Annotated in this window: 21 protein-coding genes and 1 pseudogene; 19 read left to right on the forward strand and 3 right to left on the reverse strand. The window is 39.9% G+C overall.

All coding sequences use genetic code 11. The features are described 5' to 3' along the window. From Q0X72_RS08650 to Q0X72_RS08665, 4 genes are all read left to right on the forward strand, one after another. Window positions 1-434, forward strand: a 434-nt coding sequence (locus tag Q0X72_RS08650) for an NAD(P)-dependent oxidoreductase (RefSeq protein ID WP_297764128.1), incomplete at its 5' end; no start/stop codon positions are given. A 112-nt stretch (window positions 435-546) separates the two neighbouring features. Continuing rightward, window positions 547-2,058, forward strand: coding sequence for a DEAD/DEAH box helicase family protein (locus Q0X72_RS08655; protein WP_297764131.1), 1,512 nt, complete (start codon window positions 547-549; stop codon window positions 2,056-2,058). 2 nt (window positions 2,059-2,060) lie between these two features. Beyond that, window positions 2,061-3,338, forward strand: coding sequence for a glycosyltransferase (locus Q0X72_RS08660; RefSeq protein ID WP_297764133.1), 1,278 nt, complete (start codon window positions 2,061-2,063; stop codon window positions 3,336-3,338). Between the two features lie 56 nt (window positions 3,339-3,394). Then, entirely contained in the window at window positions 3,395-4,240 is an 846-nt protein-coding gene (locus Q0X72_RS08665) for a 1,4-dihydroxy-2-naphthoyl-CoA synthase (RefSeq protein ID WP_297764135.1), read from the forward strand. Between the two features lie 222 nt (window positions 4,241-4,462). On the opposite strand, the gene Q0X72_RS08670 is transcribed toward Q0X72_RS08665, so the two are convergent. Next, window positions 4,463-5,794, reverse strand: a complete 1,332-nt coding sequence (locus Q0X72_RS08670; protein WP_297764136.1) for a serine hydrolase — start codon at window positions 5,792-5,794, stop codon at window positions 4,463-4,465. A gap of 164 nt (window positions 5,795-5,958) precedes the next feature. On the opposite strand from Q0X72_RS08670, the gene Q0X72_RS08675 reads away from it, so the two are divergent. The 4 genes from Q0X72_RS08675 to Q0X72_RS08690 are packed head-to-tail and all read left to right on the forward strand — an operon-like array spanning window position 5,959 to window position 10,079. Then, window positions 5,959-7,479, forward strand: coding sequence for a VCBS repeat-containing protein (locus Q0X72_RS08675; RefSeq protein ID WP_297764138.1), 1,521 nt, complete (start codon window positions 5,959-5,961; stop codon window positions 7,477-7,479). Window positions 7,480-7,484: 5 nt separating this feature from the next. Then, window positions 7,485-7,913 (forward strand): hypothetical protein, encoded by a 429-nt coding sequence (locus tag Q0X72_RS08680; RefSeq protein WP_297764140.1) that lies wholly within the window; start codon window positions 7,485-7,487, stop codon window positions 7,911-7,913. Between the two features lie 3 nt (window positions 7,914-7,916). Next, complete coding sequence (locus Q0X72_RS08685; protein ID WP_297764141.1) at window positions 7,917-8,585, forward strand: peptidoglycan recognition family protein; 669 nt, start codon at window positions 7,917-7,919, stop codon at window positions 8,583-8,585. A 6-nt stretch (window positions 8,586-8,591) separates the two neighbouring features. Further along, window positions 8,592-10,079 (forward strand): M14 family zinc carboxypeptidase, encoded by a 1,488-nt coding sequence (locus Q0X72_RS08690; RefSeq protein WP_297764144.1) that lies wholly within the window; start codon window positions 8,592-8,594, stop codon window positions 10,077-10,079. A 30-nt stretch (window positions 10,080-10,109) separates the two neighbouring features. On the opposite strand, the gene Q0X72_RS08695 is transcribed toward Q0X72_RS08690, so the two are convergent. Beyond that, window positions 10,110-10,277 carry a hypothetical protein gene (locus Q0X72_RS08695; RefSeq protein WP_297764147.1) on the reverse strand — a complete coding sequence of 56 codons (168 nt, stop codon included), beginning with the start codon at window positions 10,275-10,277 and terminating at the stop codon, window positions 10,110-10,112. Between the two features lie 177 nt (window positions 10,278-10,454). After that, window positions 10,455-11,546, reverse strand: a complete 1,092-nt coding sequence (locus Q0X72_RS08700; RefSeq protein ID WP_297764150.1) for a VWA domain-containing protein — start codon at window positions 11,544-11,546, stop codon at window positions 10,455-10,457. A gap of 320 nt (window positions 11,547-11,866) precedes the next feature. Between Q0X72_RS08700 and Q0X72_RS08705 the strand changes: the two genes are divergently transcribed. The 11 genes and pseudogenes from Q0X72_RS08705 to Q0X72_RS08755 all read left to right on the forward strand — a co-directional run. Further along, window positions 11,867-12,112, forward strand: a complete 246-nt coding sequence (locus Q0X72_RS08705; RefSeq protein WP_297764153.1) for a MoaD/ThiS family protein — start codon at window positions 11,867-11,869, stop codon at window positions 12,110-12,112. Between the two features lie 23 nt (window positions 12,113-12,135). After that, on the forward strand, window positions 12,136-13,119 hold the full coding sequence (moaA, locus tag Q0X72_RS08710) for a GTP 3',8-cyclase MoaA (RefSeq protein ID WP_297764156.1): 984 nt from the start codon (window positions 12,136-12,138) through the stop codon (window positions 13,117-13,119). Between the two features lie 30 nt (window positions 13,120-13,149). Then, entirely contained in the window at window positions 13,150-13,767 is a 618-nt protein-coding gene (locus Q0X72_RS08715) for an NTP transferase domain-containing protein (protein WP_297764159.1), read from the forward strand. Continuing rightward, window positions 13,767-14,855: a HesA/MoeB/ThiF family protein gene (locus Q0X72_RS08720; RefSeq protein ID WP_297764162.1), complete on the forward strand. Its 1,089-nt coding sequence runs from the start codon at window positions 13,767-13,769 to the stop codon at window positions 14,853-14,855. Before Q0X72_RS08715 ends, Q0X72_RS08720 begins: the two co-directional genes overlap by 1 nt. 88 nt (window positions 14,856-14,943) lie before the next feature. Beyond that, entirely contained in the window at window positions 14,944-16,143 is a 1,200-nt protein-coding gene (locus Q0X72_RS08725) for a molybdopterin molybdotransferase MoeA (protein ID WP_297764164.1), read from the forward strand. A 1-nt stretch (window position 16,144) separates the two neighbouring features. Next, on the forward strand, window positions 16,145-16,651 hold the full coding sequence (locus Q0X72_RS08730) for an XdhC family protein (protein WP_297764166.1): 507 nt from the start codon (window positions 16,145-16,147) through the stop codon (window positions 16,649-16,651). After that, complete coding sequence (locus tag Q0X72_RS08735; RefSeq protein ID WP_297764169.1) at window positions 16,593-17,132, forward strand: XdhC family protein; 540 nt, start codon at window positions 16,593-16,595, stop codon at window positions 17,130-17,132. Before Q0X72_RS08730 ends, Q0X72_RS08735 begins: the two co-directional genes overlap by 59 nt. After that, window positions 17,129-17,734, forward strand: a complete 606-nt coding sequence (locus tag Q0X72_RS08740) for a nucleotidyltransferase family protein (RefSeq protein WP_297764172.1) — start codon at window positions 17,129-17,131, stop codon at window positions 17,732-17,734. The genes Q0X72_RS08735 and Q0X72_RS08740 overlap by 4 nt, the downstream gene beginning before the upstream one ends. Continuing rightward, entirely contained in the window at window positions 17,731-18,828 is a 1,098-nt protein-coding gene (locus Q0X72_RS08745; protein WP_297764175.1) for an amidohydrolase family protein, read from the forward strand. The genes Q0X72_RS08740 and Q0X72_RS08745 overlap by 4 nt, the downstream gene beginning before the upstream one ends. Window positions 18,829-18,884: 56 nt before the next feature. Beyond that, complete coding sequence (locus tag Q0X72_RS08750) at window positions 18,885-19,442, forward strand: RNA polymerase sigma factor (protein ID WP_297764177.1); 558 nt, start codon at window positions 18,885-18,887, stop codon at window positions 19,440-19,442. Between the two features lie 4 nt (window positions 19,443-19,446). Continuing rightward, a pseudogene (locus tag Q0X72_RS08755) lies at window positions 19,447-19,645 on the forward strand (hypothetical protein); the annotation flags it as partial.

Here is a 19,645-nt window from a genome sequence, read left to right on the forward strand (position 1 = left end):
CAAAAGAAAAATTAGACTTAAAAGTATACGATGGGGCATCAGGTAAAACAAACTTTTTAAATCAGACTACTATTTTGGTATGTCTGCTCCCTTTAACTAATGCTACCAAGGGAATCTTAAATAAAGAGACACTATCCTCATTGCCTGCCGGAGCGTATCTCATCAATGTAGCCAGAGGAGGGCATTTAGTTGAAGATGATCTGATTCCCCTTATTGATTCAGGGCAATTGTCCGGGGCTTGTCTGGATGTATTTCACCAGGAACCATTACCCGAGGAACATCCCTTTTGGGCTCATCCTAAGGTCAAAATAACACCTCATGTGGCCAGTGTATCCGATCCTGCTTCAGTGGTTCCTCAGCTTGTTGAGAATTATAAGCGTATCCTCAGGAAAGAGTCTTTATTAAACTTAGTAGATCCTCAGAAAGGGTATTAAATTCAGATTTCAGGTAATTAATTTCTTTTGAGGGGAAAAATCTTTTAGTTTTGCAAAATTGGGGTGTAAGTAACCCCCATCGTATTAAGTAACCCAAATACATTAACCTTTTTTGCAGATTTCCACCGAAAATATCGAAAAGACTCTATACGATTATCAATTACAGGACCTTCACTCTATTTTTGAACATTTAGATCAGGATAAAGATAATAGCAACCTGCTTTATCAACTGCCTACAGGCGGGGGTAAAACAGTTGTTTTTTCTGAGATCACCCGAAGATTTATAGAACATAGGAAGAAAAAGGTAGTGGTGTTAACACATCGGATAGAACTAAGCAGTCAGACCTCCAAAATGCTAAAAGGGTTTGGCGTAAAGAACAAGATCATCAATAGTGATGTAAAGCAATTAAAAGAGGCGGATGAACACATGTGCTATGTGGCCATGGTAGAAACCTTAAATAACCGCTTGCAGGAAGGAACCATAACGCTGAAAGACGTTGGGCTGGTTATTATAGATGAAGCACATTACAACTCTTTTAGAAAGCTCTTTAAATATTTTGATACCTCCATAATACTGGGAGTTACAGCAACTCCTCTGAGCTCCAATATTAAGCTCCCAATGAAGGATCACTACAAGAAATTAATTGTAGGAGAGTCTATTGAAGCCCTGATAAAAAAGGAATTTCTTGCAAAGGCCAATATGTATAATTACGATGTAAGCCTGCGATCCTTAAAGCTGGGTATCAGCGGTGATTATACGGTGAAGTCGTCCGATGAATTATACGGCAATCAAAATATGCTTGGAAAATTACTGAGCGCCTATGAAGAAATAGGAAAAGGCACCAAAACACTGATCTTCAACAATGGTATCAATACTTCACGATATGTCTATGAGACCTTTAACAAAGCGGGGTATAACATCAGGCATTTAGATAACAAGAATACGGCAACAGAACGGAAGGAAATTCTTGAGTGGTTTTCTACCACCCCAGACGCCATATTAACCTCTGTAAGTATTTTAACAACGGGTTTTGATGAACCTACCGTAGAGACCATTATTCTGAACAGGGCTACCAGATCTCTAACGCTATACTTCCAAATGATAGGAAGAGGGTCGCGTATATTGCCAAATAAAAGCGATTTTACAGTTGTTGATCTGGGAAATAATGTTGCGCGATTTGGAATGTGGGATGCCCCCATAGATTGGCAGGAGATCTTTCACTTCCCCGATTTCTATCTGGAGAATATAAAGAATGATGAGGATATTGAACGGGAATTTATATATGAAATGCCCCCGGAATTAAGAGAAAAGTTTGCAAAATCGAAGGATATAGATTTCAATATCAAGGAAACCTACAAAGAAGTTTTTGCTCAGGGATTAAAATCTAAAACGGTTCTGGAAAGAAGTATTGAACAACATGCACAAATTTGTTTTGTGAACAGCGAGGATGTTTTTGATGCCCGAATCCTGGCAAAACAGCTAAAGGAAGAGATAGAATACAGAGTACGGCAATATTCTTATTGCATCATGAACAACACCAAGAATTACAAAGAGTGGTTGGCGGAAGACTATGAACGTAAACTGCGATTGCGGATTTCACAAAAGTTTGCAGCAAGGATGTAACTATGAATGATACCCTGCAAAAAGTCCTGATCATTGGGCTTATTTGGCCAGAGCCGGATGCCACGGCCGCAGGTGTGCGCACTCTACAGATCATCCAATTCTTTAAGGAACAAGGCTACCATATTACTTTCAGTTCAGCCGCTGCCAAAACTTCTTATAGCGCTTCAATAGAAGCGCTGGGTATAGATACAATGCCGATTACCTTAAATCATGTTAGTTTCGATCACTTTATAAAGGAGTTGAAGCCTCAGATCGTACTATTCGACCGTTTCCTTACTGAAGAGCATTTTGGATGGCGAGTGACACAACATCTGCCAAATACTATCCGAATCATAGATACTCAGGACCTTCATTCTCTTCGAAAAAGCAGGGAAATGGCTTTAAAAGAAGGGACGGCATTTTCTTCCAACTACTGGCTTAGGCAAGAATTGACCAAACGCGAGCTTGCAAGCATATTCAGATCCGATCTTTCCCTAATAATTTCATCTTTTGAGATTGAATGGCTGCGCAGGCATACGCCAATAGATCCATCTTTATTGTGCTATCTGCCATTTGTATTGAATGACGTAGAAGCGTTAGCGGCAGATTCGGAAATTACTTTTGAAGAGCGCTCAGATTTTGTCCTTATTGGCAATGGAAAACACGCTCCCAATATAGACGCTATAGCGTATTTGAAGAAGTCCATTTGGCCGTTAATACTTAAAAGACTGCCTGAGGCTTCATTGCATATTTATGGCCCATATTTACCACCCAAAATTCTGGCATTACACAACCCCAAGGAAAGATTTTTTGTTGATGGTTGGGTAGAGAACGCAGAGAAAATGATGCGTAAAGCCAGGGTTAACCTGGTTCCACTTCGATATGGTGCCGGACTTAAAGGAAAAGTGTTCTTGGCAGTTACAAGCGGAACACCCTCTGTGATCACACGTATTGGGGTAGAAGGGACCCACTTGGAAAGCATGTCAGATCTCATAGGTACGGATGCGAATGAATTTGCTCAAAAAGCTGTTGCCTTATACCAGGACAGTGAATTGTGGCATAAAAGCCAGCAGCAAGGATACAACTTGCTTCGTACACATTTTGACAAAAAAAAGAACGAAAGCAATTTGATCAAGGCACTCCAAATCCTGAAACAAAACCTCATGGAACATAGAGATCATAATATCATTGGTAGCATGTTAATGCATCACAGTATGGCTAGCACTAAATATTTATCAAAATGGATAGCCTTAAAACAAGAAAAAGAGAAGAGAAGCGAAGATCCCAATCCAATCCTTTAAATGATTGTTAGGCGTGGGGAGATGCCTTATCTTTAATGACCAAAAAGAATACGTATATGAGTTCAACGATAAAATGGACAACGGTAAAGGAATTTGAGGACATTACTTATAAAAAATGCAATGGGGTAGCACGAATTGCTTTTAATCGCCCCGATGTTCGGAATGCCTTCAGACCAAAAACTACCAAGGAATTATATGAGGCCTTTTACGATGCTCAGGAAGATACCTCTATTGGTGTTGTATTATTATCCGCCGAAGGACCTTCAACCAAAGATGGGATCTATTCTTTTTGTAGTGGTGGAGATCAGAAGGCACGTGGTCACAAAGGTTATGTTGGGGAAGATGGATATCACAGATTAAATATACTAGAGGTACAGCGGTTGATCCGTTTTATGCCCAAAGTGGTAATTGCCGTTGTCCCGGGATGGGCCGTTGGCGGAGGTCATAGCCTGCATGTAGTATGTGATCTGACTTTAGCAAGCAAGGAACACGCTCTTTTTAAACAGACAGATGCCGATGTCACTAGTTTTGACGGGGGTTATGGCTCGGCGTACCTCGCCAAGATGGTAGGGCAGAAAAAGGCCCGTGAGATCTTCTTTTTAGGGCGAACCTACTCTGCAACAGAAGCATTTGAAATGGGCATGGTAAATGCCATCATACCCCACGAGGAACTTGAAGAAACCGCCTTTTCCTGGGCACAGGAAATATTGGAGAAATCGCCCACTTCCATAAAGATGCTCAAATTTGCAATGAATCTAACAGACGATGGTATGGTAGGGCAGCAGGTTTTTGCCGGAGAGGCCACCCGACTTGCCTATATGACTGAAGAAGCTAAGGAAGGAAGAAATGCTTTTCTGGAAAAGCGTAAACCAGATTTTGGGAAAGATAAATGGATCCCCTAAAATAAATTTCATCTAGCATATACTGAAATTAAAAAGGGCCCTGTCTTTTACGATCAGGACCCTTTTACGAGAACACTATATGAAAATGAAAAAATTAACTCCTTGTTAATTACATAGTAAACCTACGAGACAAATCCTGCCTGTCACAATTATTGTTGTCAAGACATCTCCTTTTGTGGTGAACCTGCCTTTTTTTGTTATAGAAGGAAAAAAACCGGGAAACTATTGGATAGCCCCGAGGATTTCTTTTATGAAGGTATTGGTATTAAACTGAGGTTCTTCGGCTAAACCTGTTCTTACAATGACTATGTCCCTAGAAGGAATAATAAAAACATGCTGCCCCTGGTAGCCATTTGCAGAATACATATCTCTTGGTACATCAGGAAATTTACCATTCGCGTTAAGCCAAAAATGCGCGCCATAAACCCCATCAGAATGGATAGTAGGCGTAGTGACGTATCTTACCCAATTTGGATCGAACAATTGCTCACCATTCCAGTTTCCAGTATGAAGATATAGCTGACCAAACCTTCCCCAATCCCTGGTATTGGCCCAGCCATAGGATGAGCCTACGAAATTCCCGGCAAGATCTGTTTCCAGGATCATAGAATGCATGCCTATCTTGTCTATCAGCGCTTTATATGGAAAATTCAGATAATTTTGATAGGTGTCAAATTTCGTTCGCATCAAACCCGAGAGTAAGTTTGAAGTGCCGGATGAGTAGTTCCAAATTTCGGTGGGTGGAGCAACCACCTTTTTTTTGGCCTGTGAATCTGCCATGTTCGATTCCATAAATAACATCTCGGTAACATCGGAGATCGTTGAATAATCTTCATCCCATGCTAATCCGCTCTGCATACGCAGCAGATGATTTAAGGTGATGTCTTTTCGTTCATCTTCCTGCGAGGAGGGAAGAGGTGCGGGCTCTGTTACGGATAATTTTCCCTGATATTGCATTATACCGTACAGTGTGGCTAAAATACTCTTGGTCATGGACCATCCTAAAATAGGTGTGGATTGATCAAATCCGCTTTTATAACGCTCGGCAAGGATATGATCTTTATAGAGGACTAATACCGTCCTGGTCCTTACCGTATCTGAAAAGACATGATCCAGGGCCTTTTTGAGCTGCTTGTAATTTACATTTTCAAAGAGGGTGTCCAATGCTGTTTCGTGTCCAAAAGGGTAGGGCAGGGCTATTTTTCTTTGTAATCTAATTGGGCTTTGAGTATAAAGATCTATGTCTGTTTCACCATTTATTAAGACGCATCCCAATCCCTCCCTACAAACAGCTTCTCGTTCCATAAGTCCAAAAACCGTGGCCATTCCTTTTTTTTCTGATACATTGTACTCAGACTTCGCCAATTTTACCAGGGGAACGTTGTTGTCATTTTCAGTGACAGAGCTCAATGATCGTCCGGCTATGTAAATGGAAGAAGCGGTACTTTTTGCTGCAAAACCAGAGATCAAATTTAATTTAGGGTACTGCCAGACCACTACTGCTAAGAGGATAACAACAAGGAACGGGATGAGTCTTTTTATATTTTTGTTCATTTGATATATGTAATTTGTAACTTTCTGACTTGATCGAAAAAGAGTTTATTCTATGTGCTCTTATGGATCAAGATAAAGACCAAGATAATAGAATTTACATTAGCCAAAAACGGAACAACAGGAATTTATTTCCAAAGAATATCATATTATGTACCACAGCTTACATGAAGAAATACTTTAAAATAGAGACCCTGGTGATCGGGGTTTTATTATGTTTCCTTGGTGGATGCAAGGGTAAAAATGACCAAAGAGCTGTTGCTTTGTTTGAGTCGCATTGCGGAAGTTGCCATATAGTCCCTAAAAGAGAGGATCTTCCTAAAGAGATATGGAAAAGCGCTATTTTACCTGATATGGCGGCCAGAATGGGCCTGAGAGAAAATAGCCACGATCCCTTGAAAGGGCTGTCTTATGAAGAAATGGATGCCGTTATAAAAACGGGTATTTATCCCATTACGCCCACAATATCTTTAGAAGACTGGCAATTGCTTAAGGATTACATTATTGCCGGCGCACCAGATTCACTCAATTCCTCGGCCAATCAAACCAAGTCATCCGAATTAACAAATTTCTTTCCTATCCAAATTTCCCTGGACGAGAAAAAGCGGCGTTCCTATACCTATCTGGAATTTAAACCAGCCTTGAACAAATTACTAATGGGAGATATGGCAGGGGAATTAATGACCTTTGATCTAAAAAAGGGATTAGACATTATAGGATACTATGAAAGTCCGGTTGTCTCATATGATAAGAATAATCAGGAGACCTATGTCACTACTATAGGTTATATACATCCCAGTGCTATTGCTATGGGGAAGGTATTTAAGAATAGCTCCTCAGACACCTTAAACATTGCATCAGTATTGCACAGACCGGTACATACACTTACCGAAGATCTAAATAACAATGAAACTGCTGAATTAGTGATTAGTGAATTTGGTGATCTTACCGGGGAATTATCGCTCTTTGTGAAGAATAAGAGTGGTGATTACGATAAAACGGTACTGTTGAATCAACCCGGCACTATACGTGTTGTTGCCCAGGATATGGATAATGATGGGAGAAAAGACCTGGTAGCACTCACTTCCCAGGGCGATGAGAGCATTACCATATTATATCAAAAACAAGATCTATCCTTTGAAGCGAACAAAGTGTTGCGTTTTAGCCCCGTATATGGCAGTAGTTGGTTCGAACTAATAGACTATGAAGGCGATGGGGATCTGGACCTTGTGACGGTTAATGGTGACAATGCAGATAAATCCTATGTTCAAAAACCATATCACGGTATGCGTTTGCATCTCAATGATGGAGACAACAACTTTACCGAAGTCTTTTTTTATCCCATGAATGGGGTAACACGGGTAGTGGCATCAGATTATGACAAGGATGGAGATATTGATTTTGGCCTCCTATCTACCTTCCCCGATTATAAGAATGCGGCTGACCGATCTTTTGTATTTTTGGAGAACAAGGACCGCGAAACGTATGAATTTGAAACCTTTACTGTAGAAGCATCCATGAAAGGGAAGTGGTTTTTAATGGATAGCGGAGATATAGATGAGGATGGTGATGAAGATATCATTTTAAGCAGTTTTGCATTGCCATTTATTCCTGCGCCTGAGGAGTACACTTCCGTTTGGAAACAAGAGGCTCTCGATCTGATGATATTAGAAAACAGACACCAATAATTAGAATGTTCAACAAGATCTATATAAGTTTATTGATTGCTTTCATTGGCCTGAGTGTTGGTTGTAGGGAAGAGGAGGAAAAATTTACATGGATTCCATTAAAAGTTACTGCAACGGCCTACAATTCAGTTATTGCTCAAACTAAAAGCATCCCAAATGTAGCGGCCTGGGGCGATACATTAAAACCAGGCATGAAGTGCATAGCTGTTTCAAATGATCTTATTAAAAAGGGGTTGAAGCGCAACACACCTGTTAAGATCGAAGGGTTTGAAGGTATTTTCCTTGTAAAGGATAAAATGAATTCGCGATGGGAGAACAGAATCGACATTTATATGGGAGTAGATGTACAAATGGCTAAAGAATGGGGAAGAAAGAAGGTTAATATTCAATATGGGCTGCCGCTAACGTTAACGCAGGAAAAGACAATAAAATAAGGCATGTTAAAGCATTTTAAATCTCATTATTTAAGCCTATGTGTCTTAATGATGCTTCTTACTTCCTGCGCCAGTACAAAGATAATAGACAGACCCATAGTCTTTAATGAAGAACGGGAACAACTCACCAAAGAATATTTAATGGAACGTTATGGGTTTGAGAACCCAGCCATTACCATTGTTCCTAAGATGATCGTCCTTCATTGGACGGCCATACCAACCCTGGAAGGTTCATTTGATGTGTTTAACGATCCCACCCTTCCAAATTGGCGTACCGATGTAGAAAATGCCAGTGGACTTAACGTTTCCTCGCATTTTTTAGTAGCCCAGGACGGGACTATCTACCGACTAATGCCTGAAACGGTTATGGGAAGACATGTCATTGGCCTGAACCATTGTGCTATAGGTATTGAGAATGTAGGCGGCACGGAAGAAACTCCTTTAACCGAAGCGCAGTTAAAAGCTAATATCTGGCTGGTGAATTATATTAGTGAGAAGTACAACATTGATTATCTTATCGGGCATTATGAATATCCACTTTTTGAAGGACATGAATTATGGCTGGAAAAAGATGATGAATACAGAACAGAAAAGACCGATCCCGGGGAAGAATTTATGGCTAATGTGAGAAAAGCCACCACAAAATTTAAATTTAAATCAGTGCCTCAATAACATTATATGAAAAATAGTATCATTTTATTCCTTGCCCTTATTCTTAGCGGCTGCTTTTTAGGAGAATCTCAAGAATCTGAAATTACGGCCTCTTTATATGAGACCTATGATCAATATAAAGAGCCATTGCTTACTAAACGAAGAATTAAACATGCAGATATTCAAGCCTTGATCGCACTGCATAGAAAGGACCCGGGACTAACGGTAAAAAAAGTAGGGACTTCCATTGAAGGAAGAGATCTAACCCTTATAAGCTTAGGATCCGGACCTACTGATGTTTTTCTATGGTCTCAAATGCATGGCAATGAACCAACAGCTACCCAGGCGATTTTTGATATACTAAACTTTTTCCGCAGTGATGAATTCAAAAGCGAGAAAGCAGCCATACTTAAAAGCTTAACACTGCATTTTCTTCCCATGCTAAATCCGGATGGGGCTGAAATATTTAAAAGAGAAAACAGACTGGGCATAGATATTAACAGAGATGCCTTGAGATTACAATCGCCGGAAGGCCAAACATTAAAAAAGGTAAGGGATAGTCTGGAAGCCGATTTTGGGTTTAACCTACATGATCAAAGCACTTATTACAATGCGGAAAGAACGGAAAAACCAGCGACTATCTCATACCTGGCACCCGCATTCAATTATGAAAAAGAGATAGATGAACGCAGGGGTAATGCCATGAAGGTCATCGTTTTTATGAATAGTATCATTCAAAAATATGCACCAGGTCAGGTTGGGCGCTATAACGATGATTTTGAACCTCGCGCCTTTGGTGATAACATTCAAAAATGGGGTACAAGTACTATATTGATTGAATCAGGTGGATATCCGGAAGATCCCGAAAAACAGGAAATACGTAAATTAAACTACGTGTCTATTCTTTCTGCTATTTATACAATTGCTAATGAAAACTATAAAGATATAGGGCTAGATGCTTATGAAAAGATCCCGGAGAATGATCGTAAATTGTTCGATCTTAAGATCATTGGGGCTACCTACCCATTATTGGGGAAAAACTATATCCTCGATATTGGAATTAATCAAGTAGAAGTTGATAAAGAAAACCATGCAGATTTTTGGTATAGCAGTAGAATCATTGATCAGGGAGATCTCTCTACTTACTATGGATACGAGACTTTTGAGGCTGAAGGCTATACCATTGTACCGGGGAAAGTATATCCTGAAATTATGAATGCGGATATGGAATCGCTCTTAAATCCCGGTGAACTATTAAAAAAGGGGTATACCTATGTACGCGTCAAGAACATCTCAAAAGAAGCCCTTAACTCTCCTATTCCTTTACATCTCTTAAGTCCTGGTTATGAACTACCGGAATTTAGATTTGAAGCAGGAAAAAACCCCACATTTCTTTTGCAGAAAGATGGGGATTATAAGTTTGCCGTCATCAATGGATTCTTAATAGATCTTGGTGAGGCAGCTCCGTCTGTACTAAACCAATGGGGACGCAAGAATGCAATGATTTACCGTTGATACTTCTAATACTTAACAGCCCTCAGAGGATTAATATCCAAAGCTGAAATGTAATTGATTACCATTTACGATAATAGCAATTAACATCACGAAAAGGGTCACCACTATTGAAGTGAATACTGACAGGACAAGGCTCTTAAATCCTTTAGATAAAGATCCTAAGGCACTCTGACTGATAATTTCGTTGATAACATCCATAATTTCTTTTTTTTACGTTAAACAATTTCTAGTTTTTAGGATGTACGTTAATCGCGATATACATTTGGGTTTCTATGTATATAACAAGGATAATGCCAAAAACCCTACTTACTGGGTGTAAAAAAAAGAAGGAGGACCTATTAGATCCTCCTTTGAATGTTAAGAAACGACCGGTTCTTATTGGCATCCGCCAGAAAAGCCGGTAGCGTTGAATTCTGATTGTACAGCTCCCTGTCTGGAGTCGTCTGTAACGGAGATGGCTAAGTTATTAACCCCACTTCCATCTCTTTTTGGGGTACAATATTCAAAGAGATAGAAACTATTGGCCCTTTCAGAGACCCTGAACGAAATTTCATTGAAGGTAGTTTCCAACTGCTCTTTGTTTCCTGCAAAGACGCTGAATGTCCTGCCTATATCCATCAGAACCTCGGTATCGATCTCCGCTCCTAAACCAATGGTAAAGATGGAAATGTTGAGATCTGCATCTCTTACTGCGGTTAATGCATCTGTTTCCGAATATCTGGATGCCTGGTCCGTACCATCCGTGAAAATGACTACAGAGGCTGCGCTAATAGTTGAGTTACTTCTGGCTTCATCTAATAAACCTTCTGCAATGTCAGTAGATTTGATCACGGCCCCGTAAAGATCAGTAGATGGATCATTACTAATATCCTGAGTGATCCCTTCAATGGCAAGGGTTAATTCGTCCTTAACAGCTGTAAGGGGCTGCAATAAATGCAACTCGTCCTCCCCATCGAACCAGTAAATAGCCATTTTAAAAGAATCCTGAGCTACAGCGGGCATCACATTATTTACAAAACTTACGGAAGCCGACTTCAATTCATTTAAACTTCCGCTTAGTACACTAGCACTAAGATCGAGAACTAAAAGGGTATTGTTGCTGAATATTTGTGAATTAGGTGATATGCGGGCAAATGATTCAGAAGTAGAGATCGTATTAAAACAATCATCATTTCTACCTTGTTCGTAGATAGTGAACTGATTGGCAGTTAAGCCAGCCACTGGATTGCCATCAGCATCAGACACTTTAAAAAAGATAGATACTTTTCCCGGAAGAGTAGTGAATTGATCTTGAATAGATAAGATCAGTTCATTATCTCCCAGATTTAAACAAGCATCTACAGGGATCCCTTTACCAAGATTACCCGTCTGATTAATGTTAAAAGAAATATCATCATCGGAATTACCGCATGATGAAAGGATCGCGAAAAGGCAGAGTAAAGGGGCTATTCTAAAAAAGGTTTTCATTTTCATATTATTAGGTTCAACCTCCAAAACGCAAGTTTGTTCATTTAAGTATGAGGTGAGAAGATATTTTTCAAAAGGAAATATTACTGAAGGGAAGAAAGGGTTTTTAAGTAGAATAAAAAGCAACAAATTGTTAAAGAGGTATCTAGACTCTATTATTTTTGATACCTTGTTATATGGAAGGTGAATCCTGAGAAAACCACTCTGGTCTCTACGTCATTAAATATGTCATATTTGAATGGAGAGTTGAAAACCAGGGAGCTATGGGAAGATATCCATTATTGTTGGATTAGGCCTCAGTTAAAAAGTTATAGAACGGTATGACAATATTACTTTTTGGAATTACACGGGATATTGTTGGGAACGCTACCCTGAATATTCCTTTAAATGACACGAGAGCTTTGGGAAGCGTAGGACAATTAAAATCCTATTTAATGGATCTTTTTCCTGCCCTTAAAGATCTGACGTCACTTGCCGTAGCTGTAAACAGTAACTATGCTTCAGACAAAACCCCCATTACAACAACAGATGAAATAGCCTTGATACCCCCGGTAAGTGGGGGATAACCCAAGAAAGATCTTTATAAAGTATGCTCATAGATAATCATAACAGGCGTATCAATTACCTTAGACTGGCGGTGACAGATCGGTGTAATCTTCGGTGTCATTACTGTATGCCTTCTGAAGGCATCAATTTTGTCAAGAATGAGAAATTACTCACAATTGAGGAGCTTCAAGTACTTGCAAAAACCATGGTTGACCAAGGGATTGATAAAATTAGGATTACAGGGGGAGAACCTTTTGTTAGGAAAGATCTAATGGTCTTATTACGCTATTTATCATCGCTTTCTGGTATTCAGGAGCTTTCTATAACCACTAATGCAACCTTAATTGGGCCTCATATTCAAGAACTCAAAGCCCTGGGCATCAAAAACATTAATCTAAGTCTGGATGCCATCAACAGAGATACCTTCGAAAAGATAACCAGAAGGGATCAGTACGATGTGGTTTATGGCAATCTTATGAAGTTGATCGAAGAAGGTTTTCATGTTAGGATAAACTTTATAGTTCTGGAAGATCAGAATGTTCAGGACATCATCCCTATTCTTAAATTACAGCAACAATACCCGGTGTCTGTTCGTTTTTTGGAAGAGATGCCTTTCAATGGTGGATCAAAACACTTCGATAATATTAAGTGGCATTATAAGGCCATTCTGGAATACATAGGATCTTATTATCCCTCCTTTGAAAAATTAGCAGCACCTAATACCTCTACATCTATTAATTACAAAATTCCCGGGCACCAGGGCACTTTCGGTATAATTCCTTCTTTTAGCAGAACCTTTTGTGGAAGTTGCAATCGCCTAAGAATTACGGCAACAGGAGATGTGATCACCTGCCTTTATGGAAAACCCAAAATGAACGTGAGAAGCCTGTTAAGGAATAAGGAGCCGGAAAGTGTTCTGAAATCTGCTATTGAAGAGGTCATTGGTAGCAGGGCCAAAACCGGATTTGATGCGCAAAAAGAACATGCCGATGTTTTTGAAAGCTCTATGACCTCTATTGGTGGCTAATAAGGCTCAATTCTATATATCGCAGATGCCATGACACAAATTTCTTCAAATCCTAACTCGTCAATAGCTCCTCTTTACGGATTGATCCTCTCTGGTGGAAAAAGCAGCCGTATGGGCACGGACAAGGCACTAATAGACTATCATGGCAGGCCTCAGCAAGAATTACTTTTTGAATTGGTCCAGAAATTTTGTGAACATACTTTTATCAGTTTGCGTGAAGACCAACAAGATGATCTTTTGGAAAAGTTTAAAGTGATAGTAGACCTAAATGAGTATGCCGGACCTTTAAATGGTATCTTAAGCGCACATAAGAAATACCCTGAAGCCGCCTGGCTGGTAATTGCCTGCGACCTGCCTCTTCTGAATAAAGAAACGCTCCAACTCCTGGTAAAAGGCAGAGATGCAAGTAAAGAAGCAACTGCGCTCGCAACCAGGGCAAGTGGGCTACCGGAACCCCTTGCGGCCATCTGGGAACCAAAAGGATTACAACATGTAAAGGAATATCTAATAAATGCTACCTCTAGTTGTCCAAGGAAATTTTTAATAAATACTGATACACATCTCATATTCCCTGAAAATGACGATGTATTATCCAATGCAAATTCCATGCAGGACTACAGAAGGATCAAAGATGTATTAAATTCATAATGAAAGAGGAGAGATACATACGGCAAACAACCTTAAAAGACTTTGGTCCGGAAAAGCAACAACTATTTGCCAAAGCTAAAGTGATGGTTGTTGGCGTTGGTGGACTAGGTATTCCGGTGTTGCAATATCTCAGTGCAATGGGGGTAGGCACTCTCGGAATGGTAGAACAAGATATAATTGAGTTATCTAATCTTCAAAGGCAGGTTCTCTATGGGGAAGAAGATCTGGGTAAACAAAAAATTCATGTAGCCTTAGATAAATTAAAGAGGTTAAACTCAGAAACCAATTTAAAACTTCATGATACCTTTTTGACTCGAGGAAACGCCTTACATATCCTTAAGGATTATGACCTCATCGTTGATGCTTCTGATAATTTTGCTACGCGCTATTTAATAAATGACGCCTGCGTTATTCTGGATAAACCCTTTGTTTCCGGAGCTATCCATGGTTTTGAAGGGCAGGTTAGCGTCTTCAACTATAAGGATGGACCCACTTATCGTTGTTTGTTTCCTTCTGCACCAGGGCAAGGTAGTATTCCCGATTGCAATGAAAATGGGGTTTTAGGAGTTATTCCAGGTATTGTAGGTACACTTCAGGCGCTTGAAGCCATAAAGGTCATTACCCAAACAGGCGATATTATGAGTGGTGTTTTGTTGTTGTATAACGGATTGGATCAGTCCATTAGAAAAATAAAATTCCCAACAGTCTTAAAGAATAAACAACGAAAAGAACTGGAACCCGCTTACGAACCTGTTCTTTGCGAAATGGAGGAACTCGCCAGTGTTCACTCCCTAAATGAACAAATGAATGAAATGGCTCATATAAGTATAATCGATGTTAGGACTTCCGTGGAATATGCTCAAGAGGCTATTGAAGGGAGTACGAATGTGCCTCTGAATGAGATCCTGGATTATTTCTCAACTAATCCGGTAGAGCACCCCACATACTTTATTTGCCAAACAGGTATTCGAAGTCAGCAAGCAATTCAATTCCTCAGGCCCAGATTTCCCAAAACACCCATGTATTCGGTCATTGGTGGAATGGCTGCATGGTTGCAAGAAGTGGCCTCCACAAGAAATAAGAGTTGACCAAAGACAAACTCGAACTTCTCTAACAACTGCGAAACACAACTACTATACTTTTTCTTTATTTTTGATTCTAACTTGTTCACTTCCCATGATCTCTTTTAATGAGGCTCAACATTTGGTTTTAAGTCAGTTTCGTAATTATGGAACGGAGCAAGTAGACCTTGTAAGGTCGGCTGGGCGTTATCTGGCCGAAGATATTCTGGCAGATAGAGATTTTCCTCCTTTTAACCGGGCAACAAAGGACGGAATTGCTATTAACTATGATGCGATAGAGAACGGCCGATTATCATTTGAGATCAAAGGAGTTTTGCCTGCGGGGCATCCTACCATCCCTCTTGTTGAGACTGAAGGATGTATTGAGATAATGACGGGGGCTGTAGTGCCTTTTGAAACCGATTCTGTGATTATGTACGAAGATGTGATTATCGAAGATGATATTGCATCACTTAAGAAAATACCGGTTAGAGGACAGAATATCCATCTCAGGGGCAGTGATCATAACAAAGGCGATATACTCTTAAAAAAGAATAGCATAATTACAGCTGCGGAAATGGGGATCCTTGCCACGGTTGGGAAAAATCAAGTTCTGGTGCATAAGTTGCCAAGGGTTGCTGTTATTTCCACCGGGAATGAACTGGTTGATATTGATAAGCAACCTTTACTCCATCAGATACGCAGATCCAATACGTATGCCTTATACGGGTCCCTGGAAGAACTTGGAATTACCCCTATGCTGCTTCATATCGCAGATGATATTGACCTCCTTCGCCAAAAACTAGCCTATGTGATAGACGAGATGGATGTGCTTATTTTAAGTGGAGGGGTTTCCAAAGGAAAATTTGATTTTCTTCCACAAGTACTTTCGGAATTAGGCGTGGAGAATATTTTTCACCGAGTTGCCCAAAGACCCGGCAAACCTTTTTGGTTTGGGTCCAATGCACAGGCACAAACTCTTATTTTTTCATTTCCCGGAAATCCGGTCTCTACATTTTTTAATTTTTATCTTTATTTTAAACCCTGGTTACTAAAATCTAATGGGGTTTCCATACCAAATTCGCAGGTAATGCTTACTAATACGCTTGAAAACAGCAGCAACCTCACGGTATTCGTAGGTGTTGAGACTCGTCTGATAGATGGGAGTGTAATTGCTTCTTTAGTAGAAGGAAATGGTTCAGGGGATCTGGTGAATCTATCTAGAATAGACGGTTTTGTTCAATTAGATCCGGGACACCTAACATTTTCAGAAGGAACCTTGGTTCCTTTTATTGCCACTAAAACAAGAGCTTAACATGACTCACGAACTAAAAAAAATATTTCAGGTCTATGAAAGTACAGCAAAGGCACCCTTAAAAGCGGTACTGGCAACTGTTGTTGCCCTTGAGGGATCTTCATACAGAAAGCCGGGAGTACGAATGTTGATTCTGGAAAATGGATCCATGGTTGGTGCTGTTAGCGGAGGGTGCGTAGAAAAAGAGATCGTAAGACAGGCAGAAAGTGTTTTTAAGAGTGGAGAGGCTAAGGTAATGACCTATGACGGCCGTTATAGATTGGGTTGTGAAGGTATATTGTATATTTTATTGGAATCATTTGAACCGAAACCTGCAGCGATCAAACGCTTTAAGGAAAATGTTAAGAATAGGAACGCCTTTAAAATTGAAAGCTCCTATGAAAAGAAAGACATGGTGCACAGGAACTTTGGGAGTTGTTTGATCTTTGGCGAAGATAGATTTTCAATTCATGAGGCGCATAAATCAGACCCGGCATTTCCAATTGTTTATAGTTGGTGCAGAACATGATGCGGTTCAACTCAGTTCTTTAGCTACTTCAATAGGAATGGAGGTAATCATAGTTGCCAATCCTACCGAAGAAAAAAGCGCTGATCATTTCCCTGGCTCTGAGCGCTTATTGGCCATTACCCCCGAGGCCTTCCCCACAAATGAAATAGATGAACAGACCGCAATTGTTCTTATGAACCATAGCTATGCCAAGGACCTTCAATATCTTATGACATTAAAAGCTGGTAAACCCTTTTATTTGGGCTTACTGGGGCCCTATAAGCGCAGAGAAGACCTGCTGAATGCTTTTTTAGAACAATGTCCGGAAACAGCGGATGTTTTTCTGGAGTGTATTCATGGTCCGGCCGGCCTCGATATCGGAGCTGTGACTCCTCAGGAGATCGCGATCGCTATTCTCGCTGAGATCCTTATGGTGGCACGCGATCGAATTCCGCTGAAATTAAGAGATAAGAAAGGATCAATTCATAGTGCTTCTCAATGAGTATTGTAGCCCTTATTCTGGCCGCCGGCAATTCTTCCCGCATGGGTGAAGCCAAACAACTCTTGCCTTGGTCCCAAAATACTTTATTGGGGAATGCTATAGACGTTGCTAATAATTCCAATATTGATAAGACATTCGTAGTCCTGGGAGCAGAAGCACAAAGAATTCAAGAAAAGATAGTGTCCCGGAACTGCGAAGTTATTTTAAATGAAAATTGGCAGGAGGGATTGGGTTCATCTATTAGCACCGGAATTTCGGGTATAGTGAACTCGGAAGAAAGACCTGATGCTGTTCTGATCATGCTGGCAGATCAACCTTTTATAGACAATACCTATATAAATACATTGATCGGGCATTATGAAGCAAATGATGGAAAAATTATTGCTACTCAATACAGGTCTAAAATGGGAGTACCGGCGATTTTTGACAAATCATTTTTTTCTGGATTGCAAAAGTTGATGGGAGATGAAGGGGCAAGCAGTTTGATATTAAAAAACACAGACACTTGTTTTAGCGTAGATCCTGGAAAAAAGACAACAGATTTGGATACTCCGGAGGACTATGCTACATTCAAATTATTAAAGTTTAAAAATAAAACATGATCAGATCTTTCAAAACATTCCTATTTGTGCTTCTGTTTGCTTCCTGTTCCTTTAATCAAAATGCTCAGGAAATGGACTTTGAAGAATATAATCCCACCTCAACCTTAGTGGTTCCTGGCAAGGAGATCACCAAGGCGAAGTTCCCCTTTATTGATGTGCACAGTCATCAGTTCAGAATGGCCACACAAGATCTTTCCGATTTGATAGAAGACATGGATGAGATGAATATGGCGATCATGGTAAATCTGAGTGGTGGATCAGGGGACAAAATTAAAAATATAGTGGCCAATATTAACGAACATTATCCAAACAGGTTCGTTGTCTTTGCCAATGTTGATTTCGACGGAGTAGGTAGTGAAGATTGGACAGAAAATGCCTTAAAACAATTGGAAATTGATGTTGCCAGGGGCGCCAAAGGCCTAAAAGTTTATAAAAGTTTGGGACTTAGAAATAAAGATATTGAGGGAAAAAGGCTGGCCATAGATGATGAGCGCTTAGATCCAATTTGGGCCAAATGTGGAGAATTGAACATACCCGTATTGATCCATGCAGCCGATCCAAAGTCTTTTTGGGACCCTATGGATGCTAAAAATGAACGTTGGCTTGAACTTAAAACAAGACCGAATAGAAAAAGAAGTGCTACAAATCCGGCATCCTGGGAACAGATCATCGCCGAACAGCATCATATTTTTAAAAAACACCCCAACACCAATTTTATCAATGCGCATATGGGATGGTTTGCCAATGATCTTGGCAAATTAGGGGATTTGCTTGAGGAAATGCCTAATATGTATGTAGGCATTGGAGCTATCATAGCTGAATTAGGCAGGCAGCCGAGAAATGCTCATGCCTTCTTTGTAAAGTATCAGGATCGTATCCTTTTTGGAAAAGACAGCTGGCAACCTAAAGAGTTTCCAACCTCCTTTCGTGTATTGGAGAGCAAGGATGAATATTTCCCCTATTACAAAAAATATCATGCCTTCTGGGCTATGTACGGGCTCGACCTGCCTGATGATGTACTTCAAAAAGTATACTACAAAAATGCCCTAAAGCTTATTCCATCCCTGGACGCAAGCTTGTTTCCGACTGATTAATTAGCATATTCTATTAAATTAATCCCCGATAGTGATTGGCATCCTTAAATTAGGGTATGAACTACCTATTTGATAGGGCCTTTTCTGATGATGGGGCACTAATACTCCAAATACACAATTATACAATGCAAAAGGAAGAAGCATTTGTTAAGATCATAAAGGAGCATCAGGCACTAATATATAAGGTGTCTGCCTTGTATACAGGACAAAAGCAAGATCAGAATGATCTCTATCAGGAAATTGTGTACCAGCTCTGGAAGTCTTTCGATTCCTTTAGATCCGATTCAAAACTAAGTACATGGATGTACAGAGTGGCTTTAAATACAGCTATAGGACAACTCAATAAACGGAAACGGAGGCCCCATGAAGTATCGCTGGAAATAGTGAATACGCCTATTGCAGAAGGGTATGACCCTGTTTTGGAAGAGCGAATAAAACTCTTACACACACAGATTCAGAAATTGAACATACTTGAACGGGGTATTATACTATTAGTGTTGGAAGGTAAGAAGTACGAAGAAATTGCGGAGATCACAGGATTTTCAACTACCAATGTAGGGACGCGTATTTCAAGGATAAAAGAAAAATTAAAGTCAGAAATGATAAAAAAATAGCGCCATGGAACTAAAAGAACTAGAAACATTATGGTCAGAAATGAGCCAGGAACTTGAAACACAAAAGAAACTAACAAATGAATTAATCATGAACATGACACAAGAAAAGTATTCGAACAAATTTCAAAAGATCTCCACTTATGAAACCATTGGGGGGGTTATATGTATAATAGCAGCCATCTTCATTCTAACTAAGTTTTCTT

The organism is uncultured Muriicola sp., assembly GCF_947258935.1.
Classification (GTDB): Bacteria; Bacteroidota; Bacteroidia; order Flavobacteriales; family Flavobacteriaceae; genus Muriicola.

Excerpts from the sequence above, each read along its gene's own strand:
- Q0X72_RS08690 (WP_297764144.1), top strand. The coding sequence starts at position 8,592 with ATGAAAAATAGTATCATTTTATTCCTTGCCCTTATTCTTAGCGGCTGC.
- moaA (WP_297764156.1), top strand. The coding sequence starts at position 12,136 with ATGCTCATAGATAATCATAACAGGCGTATCAATTACCTTAGACTGGCG.
- Q0X72_RS08750 (WP_297764177.1), top strand. The coding sequence starts at position 18,885 with ATGAACTACCTATTTGATAGGGCCTTTTCTGATGATGGGGCACTAATA.
- Q0X72_RS08675 (WP_297764138.1), top strand. The coding sequence starts at position 5,959 with ATGAAGAAATACTTTAAAATAGAGACCCTGGTGATCGGGGTTTTATTA.
- Q0X72_RS08660 (WP_297764133.1), top strand. The coding sequence starts at position 2,061 with ATGAATGATACCCTGCAAAAAGTCCTGATCATTGGGCTTATTTGGCCA.
- Q0X72_RS08685 (WP_297764141.1), top strand. The coding sequence starts at position 7,917 with ATGTTAAAGCATTTTAAATCTCATTATTTAAGCCTATGTGTCTTAATG.
- Q0X72_RS08730 (WP_297764166.1), top strand. The coding sequence starts at position 16,145 with ATGACTCACGAACTAAAAAAAATATTTCAGGTCTATGAAAGTACAGCA.
- Q0X72_RS08740 (WP_297764172.1), top strand. The coding sequence starts at position 17,129 with ATGAGTATTGTAGCCCTTATTCTGGCCGCCGGCAATTCTTCCCGCATG.
- Q0X72_RS08670 (WP_297764136.1), bottom strand. The coding sequence starts at position 5,794 with ATGAACAAAAATATAAAAAGACTCATCCCGTTCCTTGTTGTTATCCTC.
- Q0X72_RS08705 (WP_297764153.1), top strand. The coding sequence starts at position 11,867 with ATGACAATATTACTTTTTGGAATTACACGGGATATTGTTGGGAACGCT.
- Q0X72_RS08715 (WP_297764159.1), top strand. The coding sequence starts at position 13,150 with ATGACACAAATTTCTTCAAATCCTAACTCGTCAATAGCTCCTCTTTAC.
- Q0X72_RS08745 (WP_297764175.1), top strand. The coding sequence starts at position 17,731 with ATGATCAGATCTTTCAAAACATTCCTATTTGTGCTTCTGTTTGCTTCC.
- Q0X72_RS08720 (WP_297764162.1), top strand. The coding sequence starts at position 13,767 with ATGAAAGAGGAGAGATACATACGGCAAACAACCTTAAAAGACTTTGGT.
- Q0X72_RS08735 (WP_297764169.1), top strand. The coding sequence starts at position 16,593 with ATGAGGCGCATAAATCAGACCCGGCATTTCCAATTGTTTATAGTTGGT.
- Q0X72_RS08700 (WP_297764150.1), bottom strand. The coding sequence starts at position 11,546 with ATGAAAACCTTTTTTAGAATAGCCCCTTTACTCTGCCTTTTCGCGATC.
- Q0X72_RS08725 (WP_297764164.1), top strand. The coding sequence starts at position 14,944 with ATGATCTCTTTTAATGAGGCTCAACATTTGGTTTTAAGTCAGTTTCGT.
- Q0X72_RS08680 (WP_297764140.1), top strand. The coding sequence starts at position 7,485 with ATGTTCAACAAGATCTATATAAGTTTATTGATTGCTTTCATTGGCCTG.
- Q0X72_RS08695 (WP_297764147.1), bottom strand. The coding sequence starts at position 10,277 with ATGGATGTTATCAACGAAATTATCAGTCAGAGTGCCTTAGGATCTTTA.
- Q0X72_RS08665 (WP_297764135.1), top strand. The coding sequence starts at position 3,395 with ATGAGTTCAACGATAAAATGGACAACGGTAAAGGAATTTGAGGACATT.